We start from the raw sequence: 12174 nt of genomic DNA on the forward strand, positions 1-12174 counted from the left end.
GGCAGTTCCTCCCGGTGTGAAGTTCTTTGTGCGTTGAGGCCGCGCGGTTCAGGGCATGTCAGGCGGCCTCCGTCGATGTGGCGGGCATGCCGCCGCGGCTGGCCAGGCAGAAGGCGGCGAAGGCCAGGGCCGCCTGCGGATCGTTGCCGGTCGAGGGTGGCACGAAGGCGATGGACACTTGCGCCAATGTCCGGCCGCCCAGCAGGCAGGCGTCGATCCCCTCGACCACGGCGTTGCGATCGTCATCGAAGAGCAGCGATGGCCAGCCGCTGACGGCGACGCCACCGCACGGCTTCACATTCAGCGTGTTGCCGATCGCAAGGCCAAGCCGGAACAGCCGCCGCCGCAACTCCTGGCGCACGCGCGTCGAGAGCGGGATCGCGTGCACCCATTCGCTGCCGAGCTGGAGCAATTCGGCGTCGGAGACGCCGAGGAGCTCGGCCAAAGCGGCGAGCGAAGTATAGGCCTCGACGCAGCCGAGATGGCCGCAGCGGCAGCGCGGTCCTTCGGGTCCAAATACCATGTGGCCCAGTTCGACCGGCTGGAGCGCATCGGCTTCAGTCGGGTCATCCATCCAGGCGCCGGCAACGCCATGGCTGACAAAGACGAACAGATGCGTGCCGCTGAATGGATAGTTCTGCGTGCGGCAGCGGTGAAAAGTGGCGTGCGCCACCACCGAATTGGTGAATTCCAGCGGCACGTCGGTAAACATCTCGCCGATCATGGCGCTGATGCGCCCGACATCGCAGGGGATGATCGGATTGCCGGATACGGTCAACCGGCCAAGGCCCGGAATGGAGACGCCGATTTGTGAGAGCGTGATGTGGCGGCGGCGCGTCCAGTCGCGCAGCAATGTCATCGCTTCGCGGAACACGCGGCCGACCGTCTCGACGGTTGGCGCCTTCGGCAACGGCAGACGTTCGGTGTAGTGCAGTTCGCCCGACAGAGCGCCGACGCCGACGCTGAGCCATTGAGCGGACAGCTCGACGGCTGCGAGCGCCACGGAGCCGCCGAGCGACACGAGACCCGTCGGGCCGCCGACGTAAGGGGCAGGGCGCCGCACTTCCTCGATCAGGCCTTCGGCCTTCAGGTCGAACAGGATGCGCGACAGGCTCGCCTCGGACAGGCGCACCGCCTTCGCCAGCGGCGGCCGAAACGAGCCGCCCGACTGGAGCAAATGAGTCAAAATGGCAGCGCGCGTCTGCCGCCGACTTCTCGGCTGCTCCGGCATTTCCATCCCTGTCGTCATTCTTACTTAGTGTAAGAATTTGCGCGCGGAGCGTTTCAGCTGTCAAGTGTTTGCCGGTCCGATGCGCCGACTTGTTGTTGTGCGCGGCAGCAACAGCGGTGTCTGTAGGTTGGGTTAGCCTTGCAGATGCGCGAAGCGCACCTGCAAGGCGTAACCCACCATGCTTCTGCACTGGCCGAACGAAGTTGGTGGGTTACGCCAGCGGACTGCGCTTCGCGCAGCCGCTAGCTAACCCACCCTACAAGTGCGCGCACAAACAAAAACGGCGCCATCTTTCGATGACGCCGTTTCGAAGCCGTTATGGCGATCGTTACCGCTTGTCGATCGGCACGTAGTCGCGCTTGGCGACGCCGGTGTAGAGCTGGCGCGGACGGCCGATCTTCTGGTGCGGATCTTCGATCATCTCGCTCCACTGGCTGATCCAGCCGACGGTGCGGGCGACCGCGAACAGCACGGTGAACATCGAGACCGGGAAGCCCATCGCCTTCAGTGTGATGCCCGAATAGAAGTCGACGTTCGGGTAGAGCTTGCGGTCGATGAAGTACTGGTCGCTGAGCGCGATCTTCTCGAGCTCCATCGCCACGTTCAGCATCGGATCATTACCATGGCCGGTCTCCTTGAGCACGGCGTGACACATCTTCTGCATGATCTTGGCGCGCGGATCGTAGTTCTTGTAGACGCGGTGGCCGAAGCCCATCAGGCGGACTTCAGAATTCTTGTCCTTCACCTTGGCGATGAATTCCGGAATCTTGTCGACCGTGCCGATCTCGTAGAGCATGTTGAGCGCGGCTTCGTTGGCGCCGCCATGCGCCGGGCCCCACAGGCAGGCGATGCCCGCCGCGATGCAGGCGAACGGGTTGGCGCCGGAGGAGCCGGCGATGCGCACCGTCGAGGTCGAGGCGTTCTGCTCGTGGTCGGCGTGCAGGATGAAGATCTTCTCCAGCGCGTCGGCGAGGACCGGGCTCACCTTGTAGTCCTCGCAGGGCACCGCGAAGCACATGTTCAGGAAGTTCTCGGCAAAGCGCAGCGAGTTCTTCGGATAAACGAAGGGCTGGCCGACGGTGTACTTGTAGGCCATCGCAGCCAGCGTCGGGATCTTGGCGATCATGCGCATGGAGGCGACCATGCGCTGCTTGGGATCGTTGATGTCGGTGCTATCGTGATAGAACGCGGCCAGCGCGCCAACCGCCGCCACCATGATCGCCATCGGATGGGCGTCGCGGCGGAAGCCCTGGAAGAAGCGGGCCATCTGCTCGTGCACCATCGTGTGATGGGTCACGCGATAGTCGAAATCCTTCTTCTGCGCGGCGGTGGGCAGATTCCCGTAGAGCAGGAGATAGCAGGTCTCCAGGAAGTCGCCGTGCTCGGCGAGCTGCTCGATCGGGTAGCCGCGGTATTCCAGCACGCCCGCATCACCGTCGATATAGGTGATCTTGGACTGGCAGCTCGCCGTCGAGGTGAAGCCCGGATCGTAAGTGAACAGGCCGGACTGGCCGTAGAGCTTGCCGATATCGATCACATCGGGCCCGACGCTGCCGCTGAGGATCGGAAGATCGTAATTCTTGTTTCCGACCGTCAGCGTGGCGGTCTTGTTGCTTGGTTTTGCGTCCATCGTAGGTCCCCGATGTGTGGTGAAACGGGCCGGAGCCGGAGGCCCCTGAGGAGATCGTTGGGGGCAGGCCGGATGTTCCAGAATGTACGGGGGAGATGGGTATATTATTGCTGTGTGCGCTGCAAGATCACCCCCACGCATGGTCGACTTACGTCGTAGATTGATCTTGAAGCCGGCCCAGGCTTTCCTGGCGTCCCAGGACGTCCAAAACCTCAAATATACCAGGCGACGTCGTCCGTCCGGTCAGCGCGGCCCGCAAGGGCTGGGCGACCGCGCCGAGCTTGAGACTATTTTCCTCGGCAAAGGTGCGCAGCGCGGCTTCCGTGCTGGCACCGCTCCATGTCTCGACTTTCCCCAGCGCGGAATGAAGCTGGCCGATCAGCTTGCGGTTCTCAGCTGTCAGCAGCGCCTGCGCCTTGGCATCGAGCTGCAGCGGCCGGTCGGCGAAGATGAAGTAGGCGCCGTCGATCAGCTCGATCAGCGTCTTGGCGCGCTCCTTCAGGGCCGGCATGGCTTTCAGGAGCTGCGCCCGCGTGGTGTCGTTTAACTTGGCCTTAATGTCGTCGCGGCTGGGCACGATGTGGTCGAGCACATCCTCAAACATCTTCACGAGTGATTGATCCTCGGCGTTGCGGATGTAGTGGCCGTTGAGATTTTCCAGCTTGGCGAAATCGAAGCGGGCGGCGGCGCGGCCGACGCTGGCAAGGTCGAATGCCGCGATCATTTCGTCGGTCGAGAAGATCTCCTGGTCGCCATGGCTCCAGCCGAGCCGGACGAGGTAGTTGCGCAGCGCCGCCGGGAGGTACCCCATGGCGCGGTAGGCATCGACGCCGAGTGCGCCGTGGCGCTTCGACAGCTTCGAGCCGTCCGGGCCGTGGATCAGGGGGATGTGGGACATGCTCGGCAGCGCCCAGCCCATTGCATCGTAAATCTGCTTCTGGCGGGCGGCGTTGATCAGATGGTCGTCGCCGCGAATGACATGGGTCACGCCCATGTCGTGGTCATCCACGACCACCGCGAGCATGTAGGTCGGGTTGCCATCGCCACGCAGCAGGACGAGGTCGTCGAGGTTCTCGTTCTGCCAGACCACGCGGCCCTGGACCTGGTCCTCGATCATGGTCTCACCGGTCTGCGGCGCGCGCAGGCGAATGGTGGGCTTCACGTCGGCCGGGGCGGTCGCGGGATCACGGTCGCGCCACATGCCGTCATAGAGGCGGGTGCGGCCCTCTGCGCGCGCCTTCTCGCGCATGGCGGCAAGCTCCTCGGCGGTGGCGTAGCAGCGATAGGCCTTGCCGTCGGCGAGCAGCTGCTCGGCGACCTCGCGGTGGCGGGCGGCGCGGGCGAACTGGTAGATGACCTCGCCGTCCCAGCCGAGCTCGAGCCATTTGAGGCCGTCGAGGATGGCCGCGATGGCGGCCTCGGTGGAGCGCTCCCGGTCGGTATCCTCGATCCGCAGCAGCATCTTGCCGCCGTGCTTCTTCGCATAGAGCCAGTTGAACAGCGCCGTGCGGGCGCCTCCGATATGGAGGAAGCCGGTCGGCGAGGGAGCGAAGCGCGTGACGACGGAATCGGTCATTCTTGGCAGGGCCTATGCATTGGAGGCGGTGGTATATATCAGGACCGGAGCATAACTAAAGCCCGACAGCGGACCTGCTAAGGCTTGGCGCGGCCCAGCGAATTTGGCAGAAGGACCGCTGATTTCCCTACAGGATTTTCGTAATGACAGAACCGGTGGCGACTGAGGTTGGGCGCGATTTCATTCGTGACATCATCCAGGCCGATCTCGATCAGGGCAAATACAAGGAGATCGTGACCCGGTTCCCGCCGGAGCCGAACGGCTATTTGCATATCGGCCACGCCAAGTCGATCGCACTCAATTTCGGCATCTCCCAGGAATTTCCAGGCCGCTGCCATCTGCGCTTCGACGACACCAACCCGATCAAGGAAGAGCAGGAATATATCGATTCCATCCAGGCCGACGTGCGCTGGCTCGGCTTCGACTGGGGCAAGAACCTGTTCTTCGCCTCGGACTATTTCGATCGCCTCTATGAATGGGCGGAGCAGCTGATCCGCGACGGACTCGCCTATGTCGACGACCAGACCCAGGAGGAGATCCGCACTTCGCGCGGCTCGCTGACCGAGCCCGGCAGGAACTCGCCGTTCCGTGACCGCTCGGTGGAGGAAAATCTCGACCTGTTCCGCCGCATGAAGGCCGGCGAATTCCCGAACGGGGCGCGCGTGCTGCGAGCCAAGATCGACATGGCCGCGGGCAACATCAATCTGCGCGACCCCGTGCTGTATCGCATCCTGCATGCGCATCATCCGCGCACCGGCACCGAATGGAGCATCTATCCGAGCTACGATTATGCGCACGGCCAGTCGGACGCGATCGAGGGCATCACGCACTCGATCTGCACGCTGGAGTTCGAGGACCATCGGCCGCTCTATGACTGGTTCATCGAGAAGCTGCCGGTGCCGTCAGAGCCGCACCAGTACGAGTTCGCGCGGCTGAACCTGACTTACACGCTGCTCTCGAAGCGCGTTCTGACCCAGCTCGTTCGCGAGGGCCATGTCGCGGGCTGGGACGATCCGCGCATGCCGACCATCGCGGGGATGCGCCGCCGCGGCGTGCCGCCGGCCGCGCTGCGCGAATTCGTCAAGCGCATCGGCGTCGCCAAGGCCAACAGCGTGGTCGATGTCGGCATGCTCGAGTTCTGCATCCGTGAGGAACTGAACCGCACGGCGCAGCGCCGCATGGCGGTGCTGAAGCCGCTGAAAGTGGTGATCGAGAACTATCCGGAAGGGCAGGTTGAGGAGCTCGAGGCGATCAATCATCCCGACGATCCCAGCGCCGGCACGCGCAAGATCACGTTCGGCCGCGAGCTCTATATCGAGCAGGATGACTTCATGGAGAATCCGCCGAAGAAATTCTTCCGCCTGTCGCCGGGCAATGAGGTGCGGCTGCGCTATGCTTATTTCGTCAAGTGCACCGGTGTGATCAAGAACGACGCAGGCGAGGTGGTCGAGCTGCGCTGCACCTACGATCCCGCTAGCAAGGGCGGCAACGCGCCCGATGGCCGCAAGGTCAAGGCGACCATGCACTGGCTGCCGGCAGCGGCATCCAAGCCAGCGGAGATCCGCATCTACAACCAGCTGTTCTCCAATCCGAATCCGGACGCCGCGAACTTCGCGGCCGATCTCAATCCGCAATCGCTGGAGATCCTGGCTGATGCCCGAGTCGAGGCATCGGTTGCGGAAAGCAATTCGATGGAGCCGATGCAGTTCGAGCGGCAGGGCTATTTCGTGCGTGACAAGGACTCGACGCCCGGCAAGCCGGTGTTCTCGCGCACCATCGGCCTGCGCGACACGTTTGCGAAGGAAGTCGCGAAAGGCTGAGATACGACATGAACAATGAGGCCGACGCCATCGTTTCCGCCATCATCGCGAAATGGTGCGCCGGCTTCGCGACGCTCGACGCGGCCGCGCTGTCGTCGCTCTATTCGAAGAATGCGTTCTTCTTCGGCTCCAACCCGACGCTATATCGTGGCAGGGACGGAGTAGCGGCCTATTTCAATGGCCTGCCGCGCCGGCGCTTGCCGAGCGTCCGCTTTTCCGAGGTGGCCGCGGCGCAGGTCGCGCCCGATGTGATCAACATGGCCGCGATCGCCTCGTTCGACCTCGGCGAGGAGGCCGCGCCGCTGTCGGTCAAGCTTACCTGGGCAATCGTGCGTGAAGGCGGCGACTGGAAGATCGCGAGCCACCACGTGTCGTCCAGAGCTGCGCTGATCTAGCGCCGGGGGATGTACTTCATCGCATCCGGCTTCATCCGCTCGCTACAGCTTGTAGCCGATCTTTCGCAGCAGGTCCTTCCGCCACGCAATGTCGGCGTCGGTCTCGATACCCAGAGGCGAAGCGCCATCCACTACGCCGAGCACGCCGCGGCCAAGCTCCGTTTGCGCGACGATCACCTGCGTGGGGTTGGCCGTCGCGCAGTAGATGCGGCAGACCTCCGGCACCGCGCGCACGGGAGCCAGGACGTTGACCGGAAAGAACCCGTCGCCCAGGAAGATCAGGAAAGTGTGGCCGGCGCCGATGGCCAATGCGTTGTTGCGGGCGAGGGTGAGGGCCGCTTCGTCATTGCCCGACCAGCGTACCAGTCGCTTGCCGGAGGCCTCGCAGAAGGCCAGCCCGAAGCGGATGCCCGGAACCGCGCCCACGAGCGCCTCGTGGAGGTCTTCCACGGTCTTGATGAAATGCGACTGGCCAAAGATGAAGTTGGCCGCATCCGGTTTGACGATGGGCACCACGGTGAGTTCCATGGCTACGCTCCTATCGGCAGAGTTCCACATGTTAAGCCGTACAGCCGGCCGCGCAACGATCGCGATTACCGTACCCGATATTTGCTCGCGTAGTGCTTGCCGAGAATCTTGCGGGTCTGATCGGCCAGCCGCTTGTTACCAGTCGCCGGCCGCCTGGCGTGGCGGGTCTTCGGCTTTGGCCAATCCGTTCCTGAGCTCTGCTTTCTTGGCGTGCGCATAACTGCAGACCTCGTTGCCACATAACCATCTAAGGGACGAATCTCAACCGGGCTGCCGGTCGAAAGGCCAAGATCGCGGTCCGCACGGCCCTGGGATTCCTCATGGGCGCATCGGTGAAGAGGTCAATAGCGGGTATGCCAGGCGCCATGCCTTCATCTGGCCCGTATAGGGGCCGTGCAATCCGAAATCCGTGAACAGAACAATCATGATGTCAGCTGCTCCACACTATGACGGCGCCGCCGCCCGAGCCGCTTCATGGAACCGGCGGACTCGATCCAGGTCCTTGGCGTGCGATCCGTCCTGATCCGTTCTCGTCTTGGAATCAACACCGGCTGGACGGACGGTGCGGATCGCTTCTGCGACGTTGTCCGGTCCGAGACCACCGGCAAGGACAACAGGAACAGGGGCGAGGTCCACGATCCGGCGGCTGATACCCCAGTCATGCGTCACGCCGAGCGCGCCGATCTGCTCGTCCGTGGCTCGATAGCTGTCGAGAAGCAGAAAGTCTGCAATGCCAACGTAGCTGCGGGCAATCGCGACGCTCTCCTCGCCGAACACCGGTATGCTCCTCATCACGACCATCCCGGGCAACATGCGTTTGAGCGAAGCAACGTCTTGCGGCGAAAGCAATTCGGCGCTGGCTCCCAAATGGACGATCGCGGGGTTGAGTTCGCGCGCCCATGAGGCAATCAAGGAAAGATCGCAGGTCAGAAACAGTGCTGAGAACTTCGATGGCGGTACAATCGCCGCGGCGATTTCGGAAGCTGCTGAGATCGGCAGCTCGCGCGGAAATCGGCCGTCTCCGACGAGCACGCCGACATGATCGACGCCAATGGCTGAAACAGCGGACGCCTCTTCGAGGGTGGAGATTTCATAAATCTGGGTCAACATCGCGCGTAACCTCCGCGGCGGACATTGAGCATAAGACATCCGAAGGCGGCGTTTGGCAAAGCCACAGCCTTCGTCGGCTAGCGGGAGTCGAAGATTGGGTCAGCTGCCCGGCGGGGACGCAGTCCCAGTCGCGCCGGCCCGCCAATTCTATCGGGGAGTGCTTGTTACGAGAGTCAGGTCGTTGCCCTCTGCGCGACACATGCAAGCTGCTGTTCGGATTCAAAAATAACCCTCGTTCCGAACGGCCGGCATTCCCTATCCAGGGTTTGCCGGATCCATTCAATGTCGCGCCGCGATGGAATGGAGAGACGAAAGTTCTTGATCTGCATGGGAACCAGTTTGAGCGCATGGAGGCTTCCGCTGGTTGGATCCAGGTCGGCGAAATACATCAACGCCAGGTCGTCGCGGTAGCGCTCGTAACCACGGATCCCCTCATAGTCGTTCAGAAAATCACCGCAGCCATAGAGTATAAGGCGGTCTCGATAGATTTCGATCGCTCTCGGATGGTGCGAAGAATGCCCGTGAACGATCGACACGCCTGCCTTGTCGACCAGGGCACGGGCAAAAATCCTCTGCTCATTGGGAATGTCATATCCCCAATTGGATCCCCAATGGATCGACACCACCGTGAGATCGCCCGGCCTTCTGGCTGCCATGATCTGGTCAGCGACCTCGAACGCGCTCGCCCTGCTGAGGTCAGGCAGCAGGTTGACGCCCGGAGTGTCTGACATTGCAACCCACTTGAACGGGATTCCGCTCGATGTCGATCCGAACGCAAAGACCAGGAGCCGCGCGTCGGCAAGGCTCAGCACTGCGGGTGCGCGCGCTTCCCGATCATTGCGGCCTGCGCCCGCCGCCTTGATGTTGAGCTTCTGCAAAGTCGTCAGCGTCTCTACCAGGCCGGCGCGGCCCCAATCGAGCACATGGTTGTTGGCCAATAGACAGCAGTCGATCCCCGCGACCGCGAGACACTCTGCGTTCTCGGGGCTCATGCGGTAGTTGATGCCCTTGTTCGCGCGGTCGTTGCTGCCCGTCACAGCCGTTTCGAGATTGATGATCCGCGCGTCCGGCTGCATGGACTTGAATTGGTCCAGTGCAGCGCCCCAGACGTAGGACGATCCATTGCGCCGCGGAATAGGCCCGTTCGCCTGCTCGGCGAGCAGCACGTAGCCCGCCGCCGATCGCATGTAATCTTCGTAAATCTCGGGGCTACAGGGGTGCGCCAGCACCTGGTCGATGCCGCGGCCGCACATGACATCTCCGCATAGGAAGAGCCGCACCGGTTTCCGACACACCGCTGGCAGTTGTCGTTCCTCGGACATGACTTTCCACTCCGGTCCTGCCGCTTAGCTCTTTGCGTCAGGTGCGAGATGCCTGAACGCCGCCATCACCTCGGCCAGCATCCGCTCCTGCTCTCCCGCATAGCGCGGCGAGAAGTGGAAGGGCTCGACGCGGCGCACATTGGCTTCCCGTGCGATTTCTCCGGCAGCCGTGGTTGTAAGATGAGCCCGCTCATTCGCCAATGCGGCGTCGGCCCCCGCAAACGCCGCCTCGATGAAGAGGATGTCTGCATTCTGAATCAGCGCCACGATGGCGGCGCGATTGGCCGGCGTGTCGGCAACATCGGTTACATAGGCAATTTTCTGGCCCGCAGCGACCGTCACGAGATCGCGCAGGCTGGCGAGCGGAACGAGGCGATCTGACGTTGCCGTTTCATTGATGCGGATCAAATGATCGTCGGCGCGACGCTCGACGATGGCCTTCTTCAGCGACAGCAACCAGGGACCGACGGGCAGTCCGCGCTCCAACAGCCGGTTCTTCCATACGTTGACATGCGCAGCCTCCTGCAGCGCAAAGGCGAGGCAGGGCGTGCCATGTTCAAGGATCGCGGCGGACACGCGATGGGTCGGTTCATCGCAGAGTACGCCGCCAAAGACCTTGCGAGAGACTGATGGCTCTGCTGCGAACGCCTTCCTCAGGTGGAACCGCGTGGTCGAGATGGAATCCGCCGTTCCGAGTTCGCTTACATCGAAAACGAGATCGCAGGGATAGGTTTCGACCAAGTTCCAGCAATAGGCCTGAAGCTTGTGAAAGACGTGCTCGGCAAAGCCGGACGGACCGAACAGCTGCACCGATTTCTCATGCCCGACGAGCAAGCGAAGCAGATGGTCGAAGCCCACGAAATGGTCAATATGTGCATGCGAGACAAAGACCTGGTCGACGCGCCGTATCCTCCGCGGCGCTAGTGAAGCAATCTCTCCGACATCGAACAGCAGACTTCGCTTTTCGAACAGCGTTTCGACATAGACCGTCGGGTCGCCGTAGCGACCGTTGACCAGGCTCGGATGGAAAAGTGGTCGCATGGCAAACTATTCTGCTGCAACAGCGCCCGATGGATTTCCCGCATTTAGCCAACGTTGATGAATCCGCATCCGACCGCTGTCAGATGTCGTAGTAGAGGTGGAACTCATAGGGATGCGGTCGCAGCCGGATCGCATCGACCTCCTTTTTTCGCTTGTAGTCGAGCCAGGTCTCGATCAGGTCGGCCGTGAAGACGTCGCCGCGCAGCAGGAATGCGTGGTCGCGCTGGAGTGCGTCGAGCGCCTGATCCAGCGATCCCGGTGTCGACTTCACTTGCTTGGCTTCGGCCGGTGGCAGGTCGTAAAGGTTCTTGTCGATGGGGCTGCCGGGGTCGATCCGGTTGTCGATACCGTCGAGGCCCGCCATCAGCATTGCGGCAAAAGCCAGGTAGGGATTGCAGGAGGGGTCGGGCGAACGAAACTCGACGCGCTTTGCGCGTGGATTCGGCGAGTACATGGGAATTCGGCAGCAGGCCGAGCGATTGCGTTGGGAGTAGACCAGGTTGATGGGAGCCTCATAGCCCGGCACCAGGCGCCGATAGGAGTTGGTCGTCGGGGCGCAAAGCCCGCACAACGCCCAGGCGTGGGTCAGGAGGCCGCCGATGTAGTAGCGGCCGAGCTGGCTCAATTCCGCATAGTCGCCCTGATCGTAGAACAGGTTGGTCTCGCCATTCCACAGCGACTGGTGCACATGCATGCCCGAAGCGTTGTCCTCGAACAGCGGTTTCGGCATGAAGGTCGCGGTCTTGCCGTGCTCATGCGCGGTATTCTTCACCACATATTTGTAGATCATCAAATTGTCGGCCATGCGGGTCAGGGTTGTGAAGCGCATGTCGATTTCGTTCTGGCCGCCGGTTGCGACCTCGTGGTGATGAGCTTCGATCTGGATTCCGAGCTGTTCCATGGTCAGCACCATTTCGGTGCGTAGCGCCTGCATGCTGTCGGTCGGAGGAACGGGAAAATATCCCTCCTTAGGGCGCGGCTTGTGCCCCAGATTCGGCGCTTCCTCCGCGCCGGTGTTCCAGCTGCCTTCGCTGGAATCGATCTCGTGCATGGCGTAATTGATGCCCTGACCGTAGCGCACCTCGTCGAAGACGAAGAACTCCGCTTCCGGGCCGAAGTAACTCGTATCGGCGCGACCAGTGCCCTTGAGATAGGTTTCAGCCTTCTGGGCGACGTAGCGTGGATCGCGGCTATAGGATTGGCCGGTCACGGGGTCGCGAATGTTGCAGATGAGGACCAGCGTCGTTGCCGGACTATAGGGGTCGACGAAGGCCGTCGTCGGATCGGCGACGACCAGCATGTCGCTCTCCTGAATCTCCTGGAAGCCGCGGATCGATGAGCCGTCGAACCCGATGCCCTCCTCGAGCGCATCGACGCGCACTGCGCTCGGCGGGACGGAAAAATGTTGCCATACCCCCGGCAGGTCAGTGAACCGCAGATCGATCATCTGGACCTTCTCGTCCTTGATCGCCTTCACGAGATCTTCGGCCGTCGCACATTTTGGAAACATGGCTCGCTCCC

Annotated in this window: 10 protein-coding genes; 2 read left to right on the top strand and 8 right to left on the bottom strand. The window is 62.3% G+C overall.

The genetic code is table 11. The features are described from left to right. Positions 1-58 precede the first annotated feature (58 nt). The 3 genes from ACR9YP_RS23915 to gltX all read right to left on the bottom strand — a co-directional run bounded on the left by ACR9YP_RS23915 (position 59) and on the right by gltX (position 4437). Positions 59-1237: an ROK family transcriptional regulator gene (locus tag ACR9YP_RS23915; RefSeq protein WP_474221107.1), complete on the bottom strand. Its 1179-nt coding sequence runs from the start codon at positions 1235-1237 to the stop codon at positions 59-61. Between the two features lie 322 nt (positions 1238-1559). Then, on the bottom strand, positions 1560-2861 hold the full coding sequence (gene gltA / locus ACR9YP_RS23920) for a citrate synthase (protein WP_370990068.1): 1302 nt from the start codon (positions 2859-2861) through the stop codon (positions 1560-1562). A gap of 148 nt (positions 2862-3009) precedes the next feature. Next, complete coding sequence (gene gltX, locus ACR9YP_RS23925; protein ID WP_474217228.1) at positions 3010-4437, bottom strand: glutamate--tRNA ligase; 1428 nt, start codon at positions 4435-4437, stop codon at positions 3010-3012. Positions 4438-4580: 143 nt separating this feature from the next. On the opposite strand from gltX, the gene ACR9YP_RS23930 reads away from it, so the two are divergent. Further along, positions 4581-6257 (top strand): glutamine--tRNA ligase/YqeY domain fusion protein, encoded by a 1677-nt coding sequence (locus ACR9YP_RS23930; RefSeq protein WP_438108055.1) that lies wholly within the window; start codon positions 4581-4583, stop codon positions 6255-6257. An 8-nt stretch (positions 6258-6265) separates the two neighbouring features. Beyond that, on the top strand, positions 6266-6652 hold the full coding sequence (locus tag ACR9YP_RS23935) for a nuclear transport factor 2 family protein (RefSeq protein WP_474217229.1): 387 nt from the start codon (positions 6266-6268) through the stop codon (positions 6650-6652). A gap of 42 nt (positions 6653-6694) precedes the next feature. Here the strand turns inward: ACR9YP_RS23935 and ACR9YP_RS23940 are convergent, their stop codons facing one another. The 5 genes from ACR9YP_RS23940 to glnA form a co-directional block, all read right to left on the bottom strand. After that, a complete protein-coding gene (locus tag ACR9YP_RS23940) occupies positions 6695-7180 on the bottom strand; it encodes an adenosine-specific kinase (RefSeq protein ID WP_130213724.1) in 486 nt (161 codons plus the stop codon). Positions 7181-7624: 444 nt separating this feature from the next. Continuing rightward, a complete protein-coding gene (locus ACR9YP_RS23945; protein ID WP_474217231.1) occupies positions 7625-8290 on the bottom strand; it encodes a phosphoribosylanthranilate isomerase in 666 nt (221 codons plus the stop codon). Positions 8291-8463: 173 nt separating this feature from the next. Further along, on the bottom strand, positions 8464-9612 hold the full coding sequence (locus tag ACR9YP_RS23950) for a CapA family protein (RefSeq protein ID WP_474217232.1): 1149 nt from the start codon (positions 9610-9612) through the stop codon (positions 8464-8466). 24 nt (positions 9613-9636) lie between these two features. Then, positions 9637-10653, bottom strand: a complete 1017-nt coding sequence (locus ACR9YP_RS23955) for a ribonuclease Z (RefSeq protein ID WP_370990060.1) — start codon at positions 10651-10653, stop codon at positions 9637-9639. 79 nt (positions 10654-10732) lie between these two features. After that, positions 10733-12163 carry a type I glutamate--ammonia ligase gene (gene glnA / locus ACR9YP_RS23960; protein WP_474217233.1) on the bottom strand — a complete coding sequence of 477 codons (1431 nt, stop codon included), beginning with the start codon at positions 12161-12163 and terminating at the stop codon, positions 10733-10735. Between the last annotated feature and the right edge of the window lie 11 nt (positions 12164-12174).

The sequence above is a fragment of the Bradyrhizobium sp. BR14999 genome (genome assembly GCF_056106085.1).